A 19,517-nucleotide genomic window follows, 5' to 3' on the forward strand; every position below is an offset into this window, starting at 1 on the left:
GCCTCGGCACCTCGTCGCGTTAGAGAAACTGCTTCAGGTAATCGACGGTCGATTCGACGCCTGACCCGTCTTCTTTCAACTCCTGTTTGTCGGCGGCCGCACTCGCCGCTTCGTCCGTGACCTGTGTTTCAGGTTCGGCCGTCGACTCCTCGTCTTCCTCGGTGAGGTGGGCCTGTGCTTGCTCGTAGGCTTTTTCGTTCATCGTCAGCGTCTTGAACGACAGGTCGATGCGCTCGCTCTTGTAGCGATACGCGCCCTGCTGGTGGATGGTGACCTTCCCGAAGTTGTCAACCGACACCGCGTGCGTCCCGCGAAACGACGGCGTCTCGACGTGGACTTCACTGTCCGTTACCTTCACCGCGACGACCGGTTCGTTTCTGAGAATAGCTTTCGCGAGCGTCTGGGCCTGGTCTCTGTCACCGTGTGTGAGTAACTGCCCGAAGCGCTCGTCGAAATTCATTAGTTGGTAGATGTCACCCGAGGATAAGACACTTCCGTACGTGTACTTCACGTGATATGATGTGACCGAAGCGACAGGAGGTGGCCGGGAGCTGGAGTGTGAGATTGGGTCACGTCCACCTCCCGAACTCTTTTGACTAACTGGTTAGTAAGTTCGACCAACTGAATGACTGCAGAGACCAAAGAACAGATTCTGGAGGCGACCCATCAGGCGATTTGCGCCCACGGATACGCCGATTTGACGATGCAGCGAATCGCCGACCACTCGGCGCTCACGACCGCGGCGATACACTATCACTTCGACACGAAAGAGGAGTTGCTGAACGCATTCTTAGACCACCTGCTCGCCCGCTTCGAGGACCGATTGGTCTGTGAGGCCCGCGACCCCCGCGAGCGACTCACGTCGTTCCTCGACGCCATTTTCATCTCACCTGCGGAAGGGCCGACCAGCGTGTCCATCGCCCTGATGGAACTCAAAGCACAGGCTCCCCACCACGAGGCCTACCGCGCCAAACTCCTCGAGATGGACGAGCGGATGCGTGCAATCCTCACCGACGCCATCGAGGACGGCATCGAGGCGGGCTACTTCGCCGACGTCGACGCCGCCTCGGTCGCTCGATTCGTCCTCACCGTCATCAACGGCGCGCACGCCCGTCACGTCGCGCTCGACGAACCGCCGATAGAAACCGACCGGGACCTGCGAGCGTACCTCGCCCAGCGACTGGACTGGACCCCGGAGGCGGTTGTGTGAAGCTTTTCAAGGGACAGAGCGAACTCGAACTGACCGAGGGTGGCATCGTCGAACCACTGGTTTATCTCTCGCTACCCATCGTCATCACGAATCTGATGCAGACGGCGTACAACCTCGCCGACACCTTCTGGCTCGGTCAGTACTCCACTGAAGCCCTCGCGGCAATCTCCTTTGGCTTCCCGATGGTGTTCCTACTCATCTCGCTTGGCATGGGTCTGTCCGTCGCGGGCAGCGTCCTCGTCGCCCAGCACACGGGGGCCGGCGAGACGGAGGAAGCGGAGTACGCCGCTTCTCAGACGGTAAGTTTCGCGTTCATCGCGTCGATTATCCTCGGCGCGATTGGTTACCCGTTGGTTCGCCCGTTCCTCGCGTTCCTCGGGGCATCACCGGAGGTGCTGCCCGGCGCGACAGCCTACATGCAGGTCATCTCGCTCGGCCTGCCGTTCATGTTCGGGTTTTTCATCTTCATCTCGCTGATGCGCGGAGCGGGGGACACCATCACACCAATGGTCGTCATGTTCGGCACCGTCGTCGTGAACGTGGTTCTGGACCCCTTTCTCATCAATGGGTGGGCGTTCTTTCCGGAACTGGGGATTCAGGGCGCAGCCATCGCGACGGTGTTCTCCCGGAGCCTCGCCATGGTGGTCGGCCTCGCAATCATGGTCTCGGGAACGAGGGGCATCCAGATTCACCTCGCGGACATGAAACCGGACTTCACCTACCTCCGGAAAATCGTCCGCATCGGGATTCCGGCGAGCATCGAGGGCACGGGCCGGGCACTCTCGGTCAACGCGATGTTGCTCATCGTCGGCATGTTCGCGACGCCCGTCGTCGCCGCCTTCGGTATCGGCGTGCGCGTTTTCTCGGTAATTTTCATGCCCGCTATCGCGGTGGCCCGCGGCGTCGAAACCATGACTGGCCAGAACATCGGCGCGGGGCGCTACGACCGTGCAGAGGAGGCGAACTACATTGCGGCGAAGGGAACGTTCGTCATCCTCTCGCTGGTCGGTGTCCTCATCTTCCTGTTCCCGACGCCCATCGTCGCCGTGTTCACGGACGACCCGCTCGTGCTCGCTGAGGGGAGTACGTTCCTCCGGTACGTCGCACTCTCCTTTGGCTTCACTGGCATCATGCGTGCGTTTACGGGTGGCTTTCGTGGCGCTGGCAAGACGCTCGTCGCGGCGACCATCTCGATTCTCGCGCTCGGAGGGATTCGCCTGCCGGTCGCCTACGTCGCCTCGCAGTTCCGGTTCTCGCTCCCCCTGATTCCGACCGACGCCATCTTCGGCGTCCGCGGTATCTGGGTGGCGTTTTTCGTCTCGAACGTCACCGGGGCGCTCATCGCGTGGGCGTGGTTCTCACGAGGGACCTGGCGCGAGACGAACGTTCGCGGGTCGCCCGACGCCGGCCCACCGGACGTGGACGCGACCATTTCCGACGACTGACCTCTCACCTCTCTATCCCTTCATCGCTGAAGATGTCTCTCAACTGAAACGCTCAAGAGGTGAGCGAGAGTAGGGCGAGATAATGCAGTGGGAACCCGACCGCGGCCTCCAATATCGCATGGCCGTCGCCCTCGTCTTGCTCGCCCTGATGCCCCTCGCCTTCGTTACTGCCATGAGCCTCGCGATTTCGTACATCGTCGTTCCGCTCGCCGAACTCCTCCTCGAAACCCAGATTGCCTGGCGGTTCACCGTAAGCTTGCCACTCGTCCTCGTGTTGACGGTCGGTGGTCTCGCATTTCAGTTCCTGTTCGGCGACCGCCTCGCGCTTCACTCGATTGGCGCCCGCCGCGTCGAACGCGCCGACTACCCGGAGGTGTACGCCCGCCTCGACCGCCTCTCGACGCAGGCCGTCCTCCCGACGCCACGCCTCGCGGTGGCCCCAACTCGCGTCCCGAACGCCTTCGCCACGGGCCGCTCCCCGGAGACGGCGACCATCGCGGTCACCCGCGGCCTGCTCGACACGCTCTCGGGCGACGAACTCGACGCCGTGTTGGCCCACGAACTTTCCCACGTGAAAAACCGCGACGTGGCGGTCATGTCGCTCGCCTACCTCTTGCCCTCGTTCACTTACGTGGTCGCCACAATTGCCTACACTCTGCTCGGCGGCCTCTGGAACGTCATCGGCCACTTCCACCACAGCGACAGCGACGACGCCCGGCCCCTGCTCGTGTTCATCGTCCTGTTCGTCGTCACCGCCCTGCTGACCATCCTCATCGCCACCGTCTTCTGGGTCGGCAGTTTCCTCCTCTTTCGCCTGCTCTCGCAGTACCGAGAGTACGCCGCAGACCGCGGGGCCGCCCGCATCACGGGCAACCCACTCGCCCTCGCGAGCGCCCTCGGGAAGATACACGAGACGATGGCCGGCCTGCCCGACCGCGACCTGCGCGAAATCGACGGCGGCGTCGAAGCCCTCTACATCGCCCCGCTCGACCTGCCGATGTTCACCGACGGCGACAAGGCGCTCATCAGCCGCGACATCTTCCCGGAGACCCACCCGCCGACGGCGACGCGAATCGAGCGCTTGCAGGCGCTCGCGAGAGACTTAGAAACTCGATAACCTACTCAATCGACGATACAGTGTCCCAGAACGGGCAGATTACACGTCCCGAACGCGAACAACTCGCCGTGATTGGTGGGTGCGAACACGAGGTCACTGGCAACCGCAGGCCGGGTGGCATGGAGTTGCGAATTCCTCCCCAGTTTGGCGCGGGCCTGCTCCTTGCCGGTCTTCGCGTCGAGGACGAACACCTGTCCGAACACCGTATCTCGCTGTAACCACCCGGGTACGTAAACCGACCCTCCGGAGACGACCGGGGTCGAGACGAGGTCGATTTCGGGATTCCCCTCATGGGCTTCGACACTCACGTCCTCCGGCCGACCGAACCGCCAGCTGCGTTCGCCAGTCTTCACATTCCTCGCGTCGAGGCCGAACCCCGCGGCGTGGTAGAGGAGTCCATCCGCGACGGCGAATCCGGCGTCCGTCCATCGCGGCGTGATCTCCTGTTTCCACTTCGTCTCTCGCGTCTCGCGGTCGAGTGCGACGACGTACTCCTTGCCGTCTTTGGTGCGTTCAGAGAGCGCGACGAACAGCGTGTCGTCGACGATAGTGGGGGCTCCGTCAATCAATAGCTGTTCGCGCCACAGCTCCTCGCCAGTCTCCATGTCGAGGGCGATGAGGAGGTCGTCGGCAATCATCGGGACGTAGACGATACCGTCTGCGGCTGATAGTTGCCACATGAGTGTTTCTTCCGGGAATGTGGTTTTCCAGCGTTCTGACCCGTCAGCAGGGTCGATACCGTACACTGCTTCGACTTGGCCCTGGTCTCGAAACGGTGACCCGTACGTCCCGGCCACGACCACGTCGTCGGTCACGATTGGTGGGACCACGTCGGGCCGCTGCTGGGGTTCGAAGAGATTGTCGAACGTCCATTGCACCGTCCCGTCCAAATCGAGCGCTTTCAGCCCGGGTTTCGTCTGGACGTAGATGCGGTCGTCGTGGAGGACGAGCGAATCTGCGAGATAGAAGTAGTAGAACTCGTCGCTGCGCCACAGTTCGGTCACCCACCGCGATTCGCCGGTCGTTGCGTCGAGGGCTTCGAGCCACGCGCCGCCCGGATTTTCTGTTCTGGGTTCCTGCGAGAAGCCGAAATAGACGGTGCTATCCCCGACGACAGGCGAGGTGATTACGACGCCACCTTGGTCACGACGTTGTTTCCATTCCGTGTGAAGCGCCGAAGCCGGCCCCTCGATGCCGGTGTGGCCGGTGTGGGAATTGTCGATGGTCGAGCGGGGCCACGTCCCCTCTGCTTCGGAGGAATCGAGGGAGAGACAGCCAGAGAGGGCTGCGAACGCGCTTCCGAACGTCGCGAGAAACGTTCGGCGATTCGAGGGCATTTCAGGAATGTTGACAGATTCGAGGTAAATATCTTCTGTTGAATCGAGTGCGCGTGGCGGTGCCCGCGTCGAGGTTCCTCACGCGGTGTTGGATTCGAGCGAACAGGCCACCGCTCCCCCACCGTTCACGCTCGACTGCGCGCCCGTCAGCCGGTAATCGAACGAATAGGCCGCGCTCCCACCGCGCCCGTGAACCACCGTAACTTTCCCAGTTCGCTCCGCGCCGTCGCAGGCGTTGGCCGGTGCGCCGTCGGGGAACGCGAAGGGTGCGTACGTCGTCTCGAACGCTCTGGTCTCACCGCCCGGGACGATGAGGTCGGGGCGGTCGGGCGTGAGTGGCTGGTTCGCTCCGACGCCGATGACGCCGGGGTCGAAGCCGAGTGAGGAACGGTCGAACGACTCGCTCTGGGGGTCGACCGTCGGATTCGGCACGTCCCCGGAGATAGCGACGAATCGAATCAGGAGCGGTGAATCGCCCTGATTCTGGATGTCGAACCGAGCGCGGCCGTCGGGGAGGGCTTCGACGTGGTTCGTCCAGGCGTGGACGGAGCCGAACGCCCACTCGCTGGTCCAGCCGTCGGCCGTCTTTGCTTTGACGTGGGGCATTCCGGTGAGACGGGTTTCAAACGTTTCCGGGAAGATGACGCGGAACCGCGCCGTCTCGCCGGGATGGCTCACGGTTTCGTGCTCCTCGTCGGTGTCTTCGTCGTAGAAAACGACTTCCTCGACGATGACGTCCTCTCGAAATTCGACCACGAGGTCTGCGCCCTCGAATCGGTAGGAGGAAAACACGTCGTCGGACTTCGGAGGGCCAGTCACGAACGGAACCGAATCGACGCAGCCGGCGGAGAGCAACGCGCTTCCCGCGGCCAGCGAGTGGAGGAGTGGGCGGCGCTTCATGTAACGGTGTTATCAAAATCCGCGATAAGCTTTCGGGTGTTGCGTTGCTGTCACGTTGACTCCGCACCCGAAAAACGGAGACTCGGGTTACTCTGTCAGTGCATCGTAGGTGTCGAGGTAGCCCGAACCGTAGTACTTCTTCTCGTACTCGTCTGGCACTTCGGCGACGCGTTTGAGCGTGCTCTGTAGCTGATTCGCGTTCATTCTCGGGTTCGCGCTCTTGAGGAGCGCCACCGCGCCCGCGACCTGCGGGGCAGCCATCGACGTGCCGGCGTACCAGTCGTAGCCGTAGTCCGCGCCGAGGTACTCGCCGTTCTCGTCGTAATTCGGCTCTGCGACGGTGTTCACGACGAAGTCGTAGTGCCAGTTTGCGCCCGTGCCGACGGCGTCCGAATCGGCGTTGCCGCCGGGTGCGCCGAGGTCCACCGCGTTCGTCCCGTGGTTGGTGTAGTAAGTCGGTGCGTAGGGCGGTTCTTCGAGGCCGTCTTCGCCCCACTTGAAGCCGATTGGGCCGGTGGCGGCGACGGTGAGGCCGCCGGCCATCTCGGAGGAGTCGCGCTGGTCCTTGTCGAACTGGAGCGTGCCGCCCCAGTTGCCACAGGCGTGCGTGAGGACCGTCCCCTGTCGGTTGGCGTAGGTGGCGGTGCGCTGCATCGCCTGCCCCCAGAATTTGCCCCACCCGTCTTCGCGGAAACGGAACGTCCAGCCGAGACTGAGGTTCGCGGCGTCCGCCCCGATGTCCGCGGCGTAGACGATGGCGGCGAGCACGTCGCCCATCCACGCGGCGAAGTCGGCCGAATCCACCTGCGAGAACACGCGCAGGTCAACGAGCTCCGCGCCGGGTGCAGAGCCGACGACCCCGGAGTCGTTCTCATCGCTGGCTGCGATGATGCCCGCGACGTGCGTGCCGTGTGCGCCGCCGTACGGACCGGGTGCGCCGAGCGAGTCGGGCGTGAAGTTCCGCGAGAGGTCGTGGTTCACCGTCCCTTGTAGGTCGGGGTGACCCGCGCCGACCCCGGAGTCGATGATGGCGACGCGCGTCCCTTCGCCCCGGGTAATTTCGTGGGCTTCGGGGATGCGCTGGTCCTGTTTGTCCCACTGGTAGGCAGTGAGGTCCTCGCCCTCTGGCGGGTACTCGACCCGCGTTGCACGGCCCGGAGCCGGGTCTGGAACTCGCGGTTCGTAGCGGCCATCTGCCGCGTATTTGGCGCCGTCGAGGGCCGCCTCGTCTGCGCGGACGACGAGCAGGTCGACTGCAGAGAGGTCGTGGAGAATCTCGACATCTGCGTTCTTTCGCAGGCTCTTGCTGTCGACGAGGTAGCGCCGCTTCTCACTTGCGCCGGCGAGCGACGTGCTGAGTGTGAGTCCGGCGAGTGCTGTCCCCGTCGCTTTCAGGACGCTCCGCCGATTCGTTCGGGGCAGGGTCATCGCAGATTCACCTCCTCGCCGTACAGCGGGGTATCGAAGTAGGTGTCCACGCTGTAGTCAGTGAGCGTCGGGTCGTCTGCGAGCGCGGCGAACGATTCGAGGAAGCCGACTTTCGTGAGTTGGAGTTGGCGGCCAAACGCCTTCTGCCCGAGGTGGTCGGTCTGGTAGGCCACTTCGTAGAGCATCCCAGCGGCTGTGTCGCCGCCGTTGGCGACGTTCGGACAGAGAGCGTCCAGATACGACCCCCAGAGTGGGTAGTAGCCGTAGCGCGTAATGCTGTCGTAGACGCTGTTGCCGCGGTCTGCGAGCGCCTCGATGACGAGCGAGTTGAGTTTGATGGACTTCGTGCTGGTCTCGTAGTCAAGGAACGGATTGACCGCTTCACTGACCGGCGTGTGGTCGTCCGGGAAGAAGGGCGACTGGGCGAGGTAGTCCTCGCCAAAATTGGCCATGACGCTCATCAGCGTTTGCTTCGGCGGTTTGTTGCCGTCGCCCGACCCCGGAATCAGGTCGCCACCCTTGTGGTGGTGAGTGATGGCGTAGTCCGGATTTGCCTCAATGAACGATTCGGTGACGGCCCGCACTTCTGGCGTGAGGCGGAGGCCGCTCGCAAAGAGCGTGTGCCCTTCATAGGGCATGTCCATGTACTGTTCGTTGGCCCACCAGTCCGCCTGGTCGTCAGTTCGTGGATTGAACTCAGAAGGTGGACGGATGTTGAAGTCCCGGTTCATGTCGTAGCCGGGGTCACCCACCGGGTCGGTCGAGTGATAGTACGGCTTGTAGCGCGATTCACCCTCCCACGCCTGGGTGTTCTGCCGGCGGGCCACCCACTCTTCGCGGCCGTCGTCGTCGTAATCGTAGTGGTACATCGCCCCGTCGGGGTTGATTCGCGGGATGATGGTGAACGAGAGGTTGTCGAGGATGTGTTCGACCTGTTTCGAATTGCTCATCCCGAAGGATTTGATGAGTTTCAGCGCGACTTCCGTTCCGATGGCTTCGTCGCCGTGAATCTGGGTGACGAGGTGGATGTGGGTGTCGCCCTCGCCGACTTTCACCTCCCAGATGGGGTCGTTTCGACCCGCAGAGCGCCCGATTTCTCGGAGCGAGATGCGGTCGCTTCGTTGTTCTACCTGAGCGAGTTCCGTCGCGAGTTCCTCGTTGGTGTGGAACGCGTTCAGGTTGATGAAGTTCTCAGTGCCCTGTTTCGGCCCGCCCGGTCTGTACGTTTGTTTGTCTGGGTCGGCGGACACGCTCGTGAGGCCTGCCACGCCGAGTGCTGCTGTACCCGTAGTCTGGAGGAAGTGTCTTCGTTTCATCTTCGGATGCGAGTCGGTGGACCTGGAGGGCTGTCTCCGTCCCCGACTATCCCGGTCAAAAATGCGGGCAGCCACTACTTAGTGTTATGCACTACCGTGGTTGGTTGAAACAATCACATATCTGGTTAGAAGGGACTGTGCAGGTGGGGCCCCGGCCGTGTACCATGCTATCATTCATAATGGATAGTCCCGAACAGGTCAGTATGGCCGTCGATGACACCAGAGTGGACATCCTCGAGTTCGAGTTCGAGCGAGCGCTCACCGACAAAGCAGAGACGGACCTCTCGGATGCGTGGCCGTTTCGCGAGGTACACCTCGCGTATGTGGGTCCGGACGAGGTCACCCACGCTCCGAAACAGCCTCAGTTCCTGGTGAACATGTCCTACGAACTGCCACGGGACATGGACTGGTCGCGACTCACGTTCGACGAGCGCGACCCGGCGGAACGGCGAGAACCGAGCGAACCGGCCGGCCCGGCCACGGCGATGACCGACGCACTCGCCCACGCCCAGGGGTACGACGCTATCGACTATCTGGCCGATTTCGCCACGGCGTATTCGAACGCCATCGACGAATCCTACGAGACGGTGGTGAAGTACTTCGACGACTTCTACGTGGTCAACGCCGATCGGCGCGAGCGACTCGTCTTCTTCGTCGGGAGTCTCCCAACCAGCTGAGTTTACGAGTAGAACCCACAGACTGAGCGGTCGGTAAAAATGTTATTATCTTGATGTATGTGTCTGTCCAATGAATTATACGTAGTGGCGCAAATGGGAATCTATGCAAACGCTGGCCAATCGGGTCTACGATGAACTCGCCGAGTGGCTCGGAACTGACCTCGTCGGGGTGGCGTACTTCACGCAGGATTCGTGGGGCGTCGTCGATACACGCGCAGATTTACGGGAGAAGTATCCAGACGAGGTGGTGATAGAGAATATCATCAAACCGATGCAACTCGATTCGCTCGCCTCCCCGCTCTACGAAGAACCACACGGAGAGCGACTGACGGCGACCTGTCGCCTCTACGAGCACATCGTCGTCGCTGCCATCCTCGTCGGCGAAGAAGAGGGTGAGGGGCTGATTCTCGGGCTCGAACGTGGCACCGACTATTCGCTCGTCGAAGTCGTAGACCACGTCCAGATGCTGGCGACACAGGAATCTGCTGACTAATTCTTGAAACCGCCGGATTCTACTCGTCGAGGACGGTGATTTCGTCCCCAGGTCGAATCGTGCCGCCTTCGAGAATGTCGGCTCGCAGGCCGCCGCGGTGGGTGAGCGCACTGAGAACGCCGTCTGCGGTCACGCGCTGGAGGTGACTGCACGGCTCACAGAGGCGGTCGCCCCGACAGACCACGTCCCCGACCGTGAATCGCTTGCCGACGAGGTGATTGAGCGCCGCATCGCGCGTCTCCACGTTGCGTCGATGTTCGCCGGGATTGAGTGTGAGTCCAGCCTCGCGCTCGATTGCTTCGATGGCTTCCTGTTCGATGAGCGTCAGGTCATACCCCGTCGGCCGGTCCTCGTCGCGCTCCCACTCGACGAACGTTCCCGACTCGATGTCCCGAAAGTACCGGTCGCCGCGGAGGCCGGCTCCGGCGACCGCCTCGACTGCCGACTGTTCGCGCATCTCTGCTTCTGCCTCAGGAGCGATAAAAATCCGCTCGACTGTGCCCTGTCCGTTCATACCTCACTTCGGTACGTCCGAATCTTGAGTGTATCCCCTGGGAATCGCGGACTGTGCCCGGTCTATCCCAGCGGGACGAACGGGAGCGTCGCTCGCTCTTCGCTCGAGTAGTCGAGTGCGCCTGCCTGCGAGACTCCCGCCGGCGTGAGCAGGTCCACGATACGCGGTGCGTTTTCGACGGCCCCTGCTTTCGCCCCGCCAAACACCCACTCGGCGTTCGATTCTGCGACCGGGCGAAGCGTGCCCCGGTCCTCCGATTGTACCATCGGAATGACTTCTAGATTTGCGGCATCGACGCCGTCGAACGCGGCCCGGTCGAGGGTGAGCGTGATCGTCCCGGCGTCGGTATCGACGCGCTGGTCGAGACTCACTGCCGACCCCGACTCAGTAGTGAGCGTTCCGCCGCCTGCATTCACGGCGCTCTTGGTGAACCCGCTCACTTCGAGGCGGTAGTGCCACGGCTGTTCGAACTCGGTCGTCGCCGCGAGGTCCGAGCGACTTTCGGTCGTCCCTCCTTCCTTGGCCGGGTCGCGTACCCAGAGCACGAACATGTGTGGTGAAAAGCCGGTTCCACTCCCGAAGGCGTTGTAGAGGTTCTCGACCTCGAAGGTGAACTCGTAGAGGGTGTCGGTCTGTGCGGCCGAGAACGATTGCAGGTCGAACGCACCGGATTCGAAAGCGGCGTTCGTCGGGTAAGTGTAGGAACCGGGGCCATCGTCGTCACCATCTGCATCGGTGAGCGTCGCGACCGTCTCCGGTGGTTTGACGCGCACCGTCTGTGCGGCAAGTTCGGTTCCGTCGGTGGTTCTGACGGTCACGTCGTAGGTTCCCGGGTCAGCTATCGTGTAGGCGAAGTCGTCGGTTTGCTCACTGCTGTTCGGCGGGAAGCGGACGTTCTCGGTCGCGACGACGTCGCCATCGACCACCAGTTCGACCGTCGTCCCGCCGATGTAGTCACCGTCGTTCGACCCCGTCGCAGTGATGAACGATTCTTTGACGAACGTCTCGGCTGGAATCGACACGCTGAGGTCCTGCTGTGGTCGTTCGTAGGTCGGCAGCGTGGCGATTTCTTTGCCGCGAGCGCGACGCAATCGGATGGCCGTCCCGCCAGAGCCGACCATCGACGCGAGAATCGTCGTGCTCGGATTCACGAGCACCCGGTCGATACGCACGTCTGCGAGGTTTTCGTCGTAGGTGGCGTCGATTCCGTCCGAGTAAATCTCCGCGACGTACTTCGGTCCCTTCGCGTGCTTGCCAGGGCCCTTGCTCAGGAAGTCGAGCCGAACGTCCAGCGCCCGCCCGTTTCCGTCGGTCATGGCTCCGACGTACCACTCGTCGTCCTTCTGCCGGGCGGTGACCGTGTACTCGCCGATGGCCGAATCGAGGACCCGGGTGTCACTCCATCCACAGGCGGGCACGTCTTTCACGAACTGGAACTCGGGAACTGTCGGCCCGCGAATCGGGTCCGTCTCGGGGTCGGGCATGACCGCCCCCGGCTGCGTCAGCGCGATAGCGTCGAGGTTGAACCCGCCGCTGTCGCCTTCGCCGAGTGTGAGGTTCAGGTCGGTCTCGCCCGCGGCGAGCGAAACCGTCGTCGAGGCCGTTGCCCAGTCGTCCCAGTAATCCGTCGGTGCGAGTGTGAGTTGGGTCGTCGTCTCGCCAGCCGACACCGTCACGGTGCGCGGTTCGTCGGCCGGGACGGCGTTTTCCTCCGCGTCACTCGCATAGCGCAGGTGGAGGTCGTACTTCCCGCGCTCGGGCACATTCTCGACGGTCCACGACACGCTCGCACCCGTGTCTGCGATGTTGGGGTCGAATCGGACGTATCGGCCGCTCTGGGCGTTCGCCCACTTCGCGGCCCGTGGCAGGCCCTCGCGGTCGGCGAATTCGGCTTGTGCGACCGACCCGACGGCGACCGTCGCTGCCTGTTCTGCGAGGTACGAACTCGGCAAGTCTGCGACCATGTGCAGGCCGCTGAAGTAGGTCGGGTACATCGCGAGTTGCTTCGCCCGCGTCGTCTCGATGCCGCCAGACCCGGAGTCCATGTCGAAGATGCCGGGCGTGTACTCGACTGGCCCGCCGAGCATCCGGGTAAATGGGAAGGTGACGTGGTGGTCGGGGCTGACGTAGCCAAAGGAGTCGTACTCCTGGCCGAGGACGCCCTCGCGGGTCATCACGTTCGGGTAGGTCCGGCGCTCCCCGGTCGGTTTGATGGGTTCGTGCACTTCGAGCATCTGACGGTGGTTCGCCGCCTCCTGATAGACGAGGTGGTGGTGGTTCACCAGCGCCTGACAGTGGTGGTTGTAGGTCTTCCCGTCGACGGTCATGCCATCGTCTGCGACGTAACCGGTCTTGATGGACCGAATCCCGAGTTCCTCGTAGAGTGCGAATGGATTCGGCGAGTCGTCGAGTTGCGCCTCGTAGTTCACGAAGTTCCCAGAGGTTTCGTTGTGAGAGGTCATCTCGACCGGTGGGTCCAACTGGAGACCGTACTCGGTGACCTCGCGCAGGTCGAAATCGGGGTAGGGGTCGTCGAAGTCCATCGTCGTCCCATCGCCGGGGAACGAGTCCCAGCCCTCGTTCCACCCTTCTACGAGCACGCTCGGAATGTCGTGTTCGCTCGCGAAGTCCATGTAGCGTTTCATCCGGCCGGTCTGTGCGCCGTGATTCCCGGTCTCCGGGCCGTTGTACTCCCAGTCTGCACGGCCGGTAATCATCATCCACCACACGCCGAGGAACTTCTGTGGAGTGATGAAATCGGTCCCTTTCGGGAATGCATCCGCGTCGAACGGTTCGTTCAGGTTGACCACGAGATTCGACTCGACTAGTGCCCCGGGTCGGTCGGCAACCTGAATCGTCCGCCACGGCGTCCGGTGGGGGGCAGCTGCAGTGACTTTCGACCCGTCGGGCATAGGTGCGAGGACGGATTCGAACGTGGTGGCTCCCGGGGAAACAGGTTCGAGGCCCATCCCGGCGTAATCGACGAGATTCGCCTCGTGGATGCTGACGTAGCGATTCTCGTCGGCCCGCATGGTCATCGGCGTGTGTGCGCCGCCGAAGGGACTCAGGTCGCCGATTTCGCTCAGGGCTGACTCCGTGTACTCGTACTCGTAGCTGTTGAAGTCGTTTTCAATCCACCACGCGGTGTAGTCACCCGCGAAGGCGAACTCGGTGCGCTCTGCGGTGATGGTGAAGTCTCCGAACCCGCCGTCCTCGGGGAAGACGTAGCGAAAGCCGAGGCCGTCGTCGAAGGCGCGAAATTCGAGGGTCAGCGAGCGACCCGGTGAGCCTGTTTCCTCGAACCCGATGCGGAGCGCCCGGTAGTGCTCGCGAATCTCGTCGTACTGGTCCCAGAGCGGTTCCCAGGTGTCGTCGTACGTCGTCCGCTCTGTGCCCGTAACGCGGATGCCGTCGCCGAACGGTGCCTGCGTGGCGAACTCGAACCCAAGCATCGAGTCCTCGACGACCGTCTGCCCGTCGTAGGCGACGCTGTAGACGGGAACGCCGTCTTCGAGGTCTATCGTCGCTTCGACGCGGCCATCGGGGGATTCGAGCGTCTGTGGCATGGAACTCGTTCCAGTATCGACTTTCGCCGCTGTTTCTTCTGCGAGGGAGAGGGACAACGCAGACGCCGCTGCGAGCGAGGTGAGGCCGCTCACGAACGAGCGTCGGTCGAGGGGCAACCCAGAGCAGGATGTTGGTTCGTCAACCATTATTTCCACCAACACGAACAAGAATGATAAATTTACTGCAACTTGAATTAATTTTTATAATATGTCGAACCGATGAGAAGTCAGACGGTTCATTCCGTGGCACGAAACGGACAATTTGAGCAGCGTATCACCGGAATAAACGCGTACACAACGGAGCGTGCACGCGGTATGCAGAACGGTTGAAAATTACCCTCTAACAGTAGTAAAAAATAATTGCAAATTTGTAGAATAGAAATCAATTTCAATGGGGAATCTCGTTGCCATTGAATAGCACATGGCAATACAGTTTGCACACAGTCCACTGCTCACCTTCGCGGTTGGACTCGTCCTGGTCGTCCTGCTCCTCGTCGTCTGGGACCTCCCGGCGTTCGTGGGCCTCGCACTCGCCGCTTTCGGCGTGGGAATCGTGAACGCCGCGTTCGTCCCCGATTTCGCCCTCGCACAGGCGGCGACGAAAACAGCAACCGAATTCGGCGCTGGCATGGCCGGCATCGGGATTCCCATCCTGATGGCCGCCATCATCGGCAAGTCGATGCTCGAAAGCGGCGCGGCCCAGCGCATCGTCCGGTCGTTTCAGTCGCTCGTGGGCACGGGCAACAGCGACATCGCACTGTGGGGCAGCTCCACGGTCCTCGCCATCCCGGTGTTCTTCGACAGCGTATTCTACCTGATGGCTCCCCTCGCCCGCTCGATGCGGGCACGGGTGGGCAAGAACTACGCGCTCTACCTCGTGGTCGTCGGCGCGGGCGCGGCCACCGCACACGTGTTCGTTCCGCCGACGCCCGGCCCCCTCGCCGTCGCCGAGCAGATTGGTGCTGACCTCGGCGTGACGATGGCCATCGGCGTCGCGGTGGCCGTCCCCTCCGCGACGATGGGCGGCCTCGTCTACGGGCGCTGGATAAACCGTCGGCTCGACATCCCACTTCGCGATTCGATGGGCACCACCACGGAGGAACTCAAAGAACGTGCGAAACGAGACACCGACTCGCTGCCGGGAGTCCTCGAATCGATTTTACCCGTCGTCCTCGCCGTCGTCCTCGTCGGCTCGCTCACCGTGGTCGATGCGCTCGTCGGTTTCTACCCCGACCTCACGACGGTCGAACCGTTCGTCGCCTTCGTCGGCGACAAGAACGTCGCGCTCACCGTCGCGGCCCTCGTCGCGGCCTACACCTACCTTCGCTGGAGCGACCTCGCGCGGCCGGCGTGGGAATCTGAACTCACGGAAGCCCTGAAAAGTGGGGGAAACATCGCCGCAATCACCGCGATGGGTGGCGCGTTCGGGGCGCTGCTCGCCGCGTCCGGTATCGGCCCATACCTCGCAGACAGTCTGGAGGGCGTCGGCATCGGCCTGCTCGTGACGGCGTGGCTCATCGCCGCCATCGTCCGCATCGCACAGGGGTCTGCCACCGCAGCCATGCTCACCGCCGCGGGCATCATGGCCCCACTCGCGAGCCAACTCGCCGTCCACCCCGCCTACCTCGTGATGGTCATCGGCGCGGGCGGCAACATCTGCTCGTGGTACAACGACTCCGGGTTCTGGCTCGTCAAGGAAATCGGCGGCCTCACCCAGCGCGAGACCCTGCAGACGTGGACGGCGCTCACCACCATCATCTCGATTACCGGCCTCGTCGTGGTGCTCGTCCTCTCGACGCTGTTCCCGTTATAGGGAACTCACACGTAACTCGCGGGCTGGCAGTCGCGCCGACTCGTGCCGGTTTCGTCACTTTTTCGCGTAGTGTCTGATGAGTCCGCACTCCGGGCAGACGGCCACGACCGTACCCAGTTTCTCCTTGACGCCGAGGCCGCCGAGGAGTCCCGGCTTCGGTTCGTTGGTCACGAGATAGAGTTTGAAGCCGTCGCCGGTCTGTAGTTCCATCTGTTCCATCCCCACGCCACAGTCTGGACATCGTCTGGTGGTCGCCATCGTCCCGTACAAAATGACAGCCGGGGGTATTAACGCAGCGTCCACTGGCTCGATCAGCACGTCGAAAAATGGGCCGAAACCCTTCGAGGATCTACTCCCGTCCGCCGGCAGCCGGGGATACCTTGAACGTGTAGATGCCGGTGGTCATGTCGCTCGCGACCACGAGGTCACGCGCTTCGTTGTAATCGGCACCCCACGCGTTCGGGGCCGAACCGAGCCACTCTGCGCCGTTCGCTTCGTCGGCTTCGTCGTCGGTTTCGTAGATGTCTACGGGGACGGGGTCGGTCGGGTCGCTCATGTCGTAGACGACGACACCCTCGTGGTAACCGCCGTCGACGAGGAGCGTCGTGTTCCCCTTCGAGATGATGTCGTGGTTGTGCGTCGTCCAGTCGTAGGTCTCCTTTTCGTCGTCGCCCTGATACTCTGCGTTCGGCGAGTAGGTGAAACCGATGTGTTTCGGGTTCTCCGGGGACCCGTCACCCCAGCCGATGTCGAAGATGTGCTTGCCACCGGGCCAGCCGTGGCCGATTTCGTCGCCGACGACCGCGAGTCCGCGTTCGGGGTCGTAGTTCGCGTAGTGACAGCTCTCGAAGCCGGGTTCACCCTGTTCGAGGCGCTCCTCGCTGTAGTCGGGCCGCCCCTCGTAGTCGAATCGACCGACCTCCGTCGGGGCGGTCGGGTCGCTCATGTCCATGATGACGTAGCCGTCGAGGCCGCCACCGATGTACGCACAGTGCATGAACTCGGTGTCCGGGTCGATGACGAGGTCGTGGAGTGCGCCGGAGGGACCGGCTTCACCAACCTTCTCCGGGTTCCACGGGTCGCTCACGTCGAAGATGTCGAACCCTGTGTTCTCCTCGTCCTCGTGCCCGCCGTGGGCGTTCGTGGTGTACACCACGTCCGCGTTCGGATGGGCGAAGATGTTGTGCGTGTCCTCCGCTTCCAGTCGGCCCACGATTTCGGGATTCTCCGGCGTGGCGTCGCCGTAGCCGTAATCGATGATTTCGACGCCGCCGACGCCGTCGTCGTCGTTTGGCTCCTGTGACCGGTAGTAGAGGCCATCGCGGGTGTCGAACTTGGCATCCGCGTTCCGGGTGTGTTTGGAGGAGGGCACGCGGTGGACCTCCGTCGGCTGGGTCGGGTTCGTGATATCCACGAGGAAACTCCCGCCTTCGCCGAAGAAACTGCCGAGGACTGCGTACTGTCCGTCATCGCGGACGTCGACCTCGGCGTAACTCCCCGGCGGGTCGGAAAGCAGTGAGTGGCCGAGTTTCTCGATTTTGCCCTTTGGCTTCGATGCGCTCACGGTCCCGATTCCTGCGCTCCCGAGAACTGCCCCTGCCCCGAGTGCCTTGAGAACCGAGCGGCGAGTGTTTTCCACCATGTTGTATTCCCAACAAGAATGATTATGGATTAAAATAATTATGGACGAAATCAAGCAGGTTTGACGTGCTTATCGTCGTTCATTCCCCTTCGTCACCTCGAATGGGAGCATCATCTCCTGGTCTTCGTGTTCGAGGATGTGGCAGTGCCACGGGTAGCGACCGGCAAAGTTCTCGAACGTGGTTATGATGCGCACCGTTTCGTCTGGATTGACCCGAACCACGTCCTTGTCCCCGCGCTCGTTCGGGAGCGGTTCAGCCGTGCCGTCCGGTCCCCGTCCGATGACTTCGAAGCCGACGAGGTGCATGTGAATCGGGTGGGTGTGGTGGGTCATGTTCTCGAACTCCCAGATCTCCGTGGAGCCGAGTTGCGGGTAGACGACGGCGTCTTCGTCGTTCCAGTGAGCGTTGTTGAGTAGGTGCGTGTCCAGTTCACCCGTCATGTTCATGTTGAGCGTCATGTGACGCGTTTCCTTCGCCGCCTGCTCGCGGAACGTGGTTCCACCGGGAAGGTCCAACTCCGCGGGTTCCGCGCTGTCGTCTTCGGGTTTCTCCGCCGGGTCGGTCACTCGAATCTGAAGCAGTTCCGGAAGGTTGGACCCCGCGTTCTCACCCTCGTACGGGAACTCGGCGTCGTTCGTGAGCGTGAACGTCTCCCCTGCGAACTCGCTGAAATCCACGATGACGTCGGCGCGCTCGAACGGAGCCAGCGTCAGCGAGTCGAGGTCGCCTTCGGGGCCGATGGAGACTACCGATTCGAGGAATCCCTGGTCCGGGGCGAACTGGTGGACCTGTGGTGCCCCCGTCCCGTCGTCGTTCGAAAGTCGCATGTTGAACGTTCGGCCGTTCGACTGGTTCACGAGTCGGAACCGGTACCGCCGCCGTTCGACTTCGAGATACGGCCAGGCCGTACCGTTTACGACCGCGGTGTCCCCGGAAACGTTCGGCTCGAACGACTCGGGATAGTGCAGCGCCCCATCTTCCTCGAAGGCTTTGTCCTGGAACAGGAGGGGTATCTCGTACTCGTCGCTCGGCAGATTCATTTTCTCCTCCTGCTCGCTCCTGATGAAGTAGAACCCGACCAGCCCCGCATAGTTGTTGAGACGGGTGATGCCGAGCGCGTGGTCGTGGTAGGTTGACGTCATTCGAGATTGTCGGTTCGGAATCTCGTGGACCGACTGGGCGAACAGCGGCCCTTCGACCCCGTCCGGTGAGGTCCAGGCTTCCGCTTTCCCGTCGCTCTCGGGTTCGATGTTCAACCCGTGGAAGTGGGTCACCGTTCGGACTTCGGGGACGGGGCCGTCGTAGTCGGGGTAATCGTCCGGGTTCGTGCCGTTGACTCGTTCGTCAACTGAGAGCAGGTGGTCGTCGGGGAGCGCGCTATTGTCGAACTCGACGGCGAGACGTTCGTGCGTGTTCCCCTCGATGAGTGGTCCGGGGAATTGCCCGTCGAAGCCCCAGAACGTCGTGTCGGCGAGGTCGGGATGGAAACTGTGGTCGAACTCCTCGAGTTTGATGTGGTGGTAGTCTGCACCGTTTCGCTTGCCGTCGGGGGCTTTCGCGCTCGGAATCGGAACCGGCTCGACGAATTTTTCGAGGTTGGGAGACGGTTGGGCTCGTGCGGGCGCAATCGAATTGAGGATGGTCCCGGAGAGGCCGAGTGCGGTCCCCGCCTGAAGCACGCGCCGTCTGGTTACCTCTCTCATCGACGATTCGCTCCTTCGTTCGCGACGGGAAGTGCGGATGCGACGCTGAACTTGTCCGGAGGGCTACATCGCGACATAGCAGAGACATGAACACGATGTAATTAATCCTTTTTACCGATACGATTATCAAAGACTCTGGCTGAATTTTTCACCGTTTGCTGCCAGTTTCGTTCGGTGGTCAGCCGCCCGCCCATGCCGTTAACGGAAAGCACAACGTGGTCAACGGTGGCGACATGCACACCGAGGGGCGTCGCTCGTGTCGATTCTCATCCTCGCTGTATGCCTCTATTCGTCAATGAACAACCATTAGAAAACTTTTTTGCATAGCACTTTTAATTTAAATCGAAATTAAACA

At 62.2% G+C, this 19,517-nt stretch carries 16 protein-coding genes; 6 read left to right on the top strand and 10 right to left on the bottom strand.

Annotation, left to right across the window (positions count from 1 at the left end):
* Positions 1 to 19 precede the first annotated feature (19 nt).
* Positions 20 to 460 carry a hypothetical protein gene (locus P1M51_RS17965; RefSeq protein WP_276248744.1) on the bottom strand — a complete coding sequence of 147 codons (441 nt, stop codon included), beginning with the start codon at positions 458 to 460 and terminating at the stop codon, positions 20 to 22.
* 165 nt (positions 461 to 625) lie between these two features.
* Between P1M51_RS17965 and P1M51_RS17970 the strand changes: the two genes are divergently transcribed.
* The 3 genes from P1M51_RS17970 to P1M51_RS17980 all read left to right on the top strand — a co-directional run bounded on the left by P1M51_RS17970 (position 626) and on the right by P1M51_RS17980 (position 3,772).
* A complete protein-coding gene (locus P1M51_RS17970) occupies positions 626 to 1,210 on the top strand; it encodes a TetR/AcrR family transcriptional regulator (RefSeq protein WP_276248743.1) in 585 nt (194 codons plus the stop codon).
* Positions 1,207 to 2,655: an MATE family efflux transporter gene (locus P1M51_RS17975; RefSeq protein WP_276248742.1), complete on the top strand. Its 1,449-nt coding sequence runs from the start codon at positions 1,207 to 1,209 to the stop codon at positions 2,653 to 2,655. The genes P1M51_RS17970 and P1M51_RS17975 overlap by 4 nt, the downstream gene beginning before the upstream one ends.
* An 82-nt stretch (positions 2,656 to 2,737) precedes the next feature.
* A complete protein-coding gene (locus tag P1M51_RS17980) occupies positions 2,738 to 3,772 on the top strand; it encodes a M48 family metalloprotease (RefSeq protein ID WP_276248741.1) in 1,035 nt (344 codons plus the stop codon).
* 5 nt (positions 3,773 to 3,777) lie between these two features.
* Here the strand turns inward: P1M51_RS17980 and P1M51_RS17985 are convergent, their stop codons facing one another.
* The 4 genes from P1M51_RS17985 to P1M51_RS18000 all read right to left on the bottom strand — a co-directional run bounded on the left by P1M51_RS17985 (position 3,778) and on the right by P1M51_RS18000 (position 8,753).
* Positions 3,778 to 5,109: a PQQ-binding-like beta-propeller repeat protein gene (locus P1M51_RS17985; protein WP_276248740.1), complete on the bottom strand. Its 1,332-nt coding sequence runs from the start codon at positions 5,107 to 5,109 to the stop codon at positions 3,778 to 3,780.
* A 78-nt stretch (positions 5,110 to 5,187) separates the two neighbouring features.
* On the bottom strand, positions 5,188 to 6,009 hold the full coding sequence (locus P1M51_RS17990) for a hypothetical protein (protein WP_276248739.1): 822 nt from the start codon (positions 6,007 to 6,009) through the stop codon (positions 5,188 to 5,190).
* Positions 6,010 to 6,096: 87 nt separating this feature from the next.
* Positions 6,097 to 7,437, bottom strand: coding sequence for a S8 family serine peptidase (locus P1M51_RS17995; RefSeq protein ID WP_369685129.1), 1,341 nt, complete (start codon positions 7,435 to 7,437; stop codon positions 6,097 to 6,099).
* A complete protein-coding gene (locus P1M51_RS18000) occupies positions 7,434 to 8,753 on the bottom strand; it encodes a M14 family zinc carboxypeptidase (RefSeq protein ID WP_276248738.1) in 1,320 nt (439 codons plus the stop codon). Before P1M51_RS18000 ends, P1M51_RS17995 begins: the two co-directional genes overlap by 4 nt.
* Positions 8,754 to 8,956: 203 nt before the next feature.
* On the opposite strand from P1M51_RS18000, the gene P1M51_RS18005 reads away from it, so the two are divergent.
* Together P1M51_RS18005 and P1M51_RS18010 are read left to right on the top strand one after the other, a co-directional pair.
* Positions 8,957 to 9,430 carry a hypothetical protein gene (locus P1M51_RS18005; RefSeq protein WP_276248737.1) on the top strand — a complete coding sequence of 158 codons (474 nt, stop codon included), beginning with the start codon at positions 8,957 to 8,959 and terminating at the stop codon, positions 9,428 to 9,430.
* Positions 9,431 to 9,533: 103 nt separating this feature from the next.
* Positions 9,534 to 9,923 (top strand): hypothetical protein, encoded by a 390-nt coding sequence (locus P1M51_RS18010; protein WP_276248736.1) that lies wholly within the window; start codon positions 9,534 to 9,536, stop codon positions 9,921 to 9,923.
* Positions 9,924 to 9,942: 19 nt separating this feature from the next.
* On the opposite strand, the gene P1M51_RS18015 is transcribed toward P1M51_RS18010, so the two are convergent.
* Together P1M51_RS18015 and P1M51_RS18020 are read right to left on the bottom strand one after the other, a co-directional pair.
* Positions 9,943 to 10,437, bottom strand: coding sequence for an MOSC domain-containing protein (locus tag P1M51_RS18015; RefSeq protein ID WP_276248735.1), 495 nt, complete (start codon positions 10,435 to 10,437; stop codon positions 9,943 to 9,945).
* Positions 10,438 to 10,499: 62 nt separating this feature from the next.
* Positions 10,500 to 14,150 carry a glycoside hydrolase family 97 catalytic domain-containing protein gene (locus P1M51_RS18020; RefSeq protein WP_276248734.1) on the bottom strand — a complete coding sequence of 1,217 codons (3,651 nt, stop codon included), beginning with the start codon at positions 14,148 to 14,150 and terminating at the stop codon, positions 10,500 to 10,502.
* Between the two features lie 274 nt (positions 14,151 to 14,424).
* On the opposite strand from P1M51_RS18020, the gene P1M51_RS18025 reads away from it, so the two are divergent.
* Positions 14,425 to 15,816 (top strand): GntP family permease, encoded by a 1,392-nt coding sequence (locus P1M51_RS18025; protein WP_276248733.1) that lies wholly within the window; start codon positions 14,425 to 14,427, stop codon positions 15,814 to 15,816.
* Between the two features lie 54 nt (positions 15,817 to 15,870).
* Here P1M51_RS18025 and P1M51_RS18030 read toward each other — a convergent pair whose 3' ends face one another.
* The 3 genes from P1M51_RS18030 to P1M51_RS18040 form a co-directional block, all read right to left on the bottom strand.
* On the bottom strand, positions 15,871 to 16,074 hold the full coding sequence (locus tag P1M51_RS18030) for a hypothetical protein (RefSeq protein ID WP_276248732.1): 204 nt from the start codon (positions 16,072 to 16,074) through the stop codon (positions 15,871 to 15,873).
* Between the two features lie 91 nt (positions 16,075 to 16,165).
* Positions 16,166 to 17,458 (bottom strand): LVIVD repeat-containing protein, encoded by a 1,293-nt coding sequence (locus tag P1M51_RS18035; RefSeq protein ID WP_276248731.1) that lies wholly within the window; start codon positions 17,456 to 17,458, stop codon positions 16,166 to 16,168.
* A 69-nt stretch (positions 17,459 to 17,527) separates the two neighbouring features.
* Positions 17,528 to 19,162, bottom strand: a complete 1,635-nt coding sequence (locus tag P1M51_RS18040) for a multicopper oxidase family protein (protein WP_276248730.1) — start codon at positions 19,160 to 19,162, stop codon at positions 17,528 to 17,530.
* Between the last annotated feature and the right edge of the window lie 355 nt (positions 19,163 to 19,517).

Origin of the sequence: Haladaptatus sp. QDMS2, assembly GCF_029338295.1 — an archaeon.
Classification (GTDB): domain Archaea; phylum Halobacteriota; class Halobacteria; order Halobacteriales; family Halococcaceae; genus QDMS2.

Bases quoted from the DNA above. Each gene is read 5' to 3' on its own strand.
- P1M51_RS18000 (WP_276248738.1), bottom strand. From the start codon at position 8,753: ATGAAACGAAGACACTTCCTCCAGACTACGGGTACAGCAGCACTCGGC.
- P1M51_RS18035 (WP_276248731.1), bottom strand. From the start codon at position 17,458: ATGGTGGAAAACACTCGCCGCTCGGTTCTCAAGGCACTCGGGGCAGGG.
- P1M51_RS17990 (WP_276248739.1), bottom strand. From the start codon at position 6,009: ATGAAGCGCCGCCCACTCCTCCACTCGCTGGCCGCGGGAAGCGCGTTG.
- P1M51_RS18010 (WP_276248736.1), top strand. From the start codon at position 9,534: ATGCAAACGCTGGCCAATCGGGTCTACGATGAACTCGCCGAGTGGCTC.
- P1M51_RS17965 (WP_276248744.1), bottom strand. From the start codon at position 460: ATGAATTTCGACGAGCGCTTCGGGCAGTTACTCACACACGGTGACAGA.
- P1M51_RS17995 (WP_369685129.1), bottom strand. From the start codon at position 7,437: ATGACCCTGCCCCGAACGAATCGGCGGAGCGTCCTGAAAGCGACGGGG.
- P1M51_RS18015 (WP_276248735.1), bottom strand. From the start codon at position 10,437: ATGAACGGACAGGGCACAGTCGAGCGGATTTTTATCGCTCCTGAGGCA.
- P1M51_RS18020 (WP_276248734.1), bottom strand. From the start codon at position 14,150: ATGGTTGACGAACCAACATCCTGCTCTGGGTTGCCCCTCGACCGACGC.
- P1M51_RS17970 (WP_276248743.1), top strand. From the start codon at position 626: ATGACTGCAGAGACCAAAGAACAGATTCTGGAGGCGACCCATCAGGCG.
- P1M51_RS18025 (WP_276248733.1), top strand. From the start codon at position 14,425: ATGGCAATACAGTTTGCACACAGTCCACTGCTCACCTTCGCGGTTGGA.
- P1M51_RS18040 (WP_276248730.1), bottom strand. From the start codon at position 19,162: ATGAGAGAGGTAACCAGACGGCGCGTGCTTCAGGCGGGGACCGCACTC.
- P1M51_RS17985 (WP_276248740.1), bottom strand. From the start codon at position 5,109: ATGCCCTCGAATCGCCGAACGTTTCTCGCGACGTTCGGAAGCGCGTTC.
- P1M51_RS17980 (WP_276248741.1), top strand. From the start codon at position 2,738: ATGCAGTGGGAACCCGACCGCGGCCTCCAATATCGCATGGCCGTCGCC.
- P1M51_RS18005 (WP_276248737.1), top strand. From the start codon at position 8,957: ATGGCCGTCGATGACACCAGAGTGGACATCCTCGAGTTCGAGTTCGAG.
- P1M51_RS18030 (WP_276248732.1), bottom strand. From the start codon at position 16,074: ATGGCGACCACCAGACGATGTCCAGACTGTGGCGTGGGGATGGAACAG.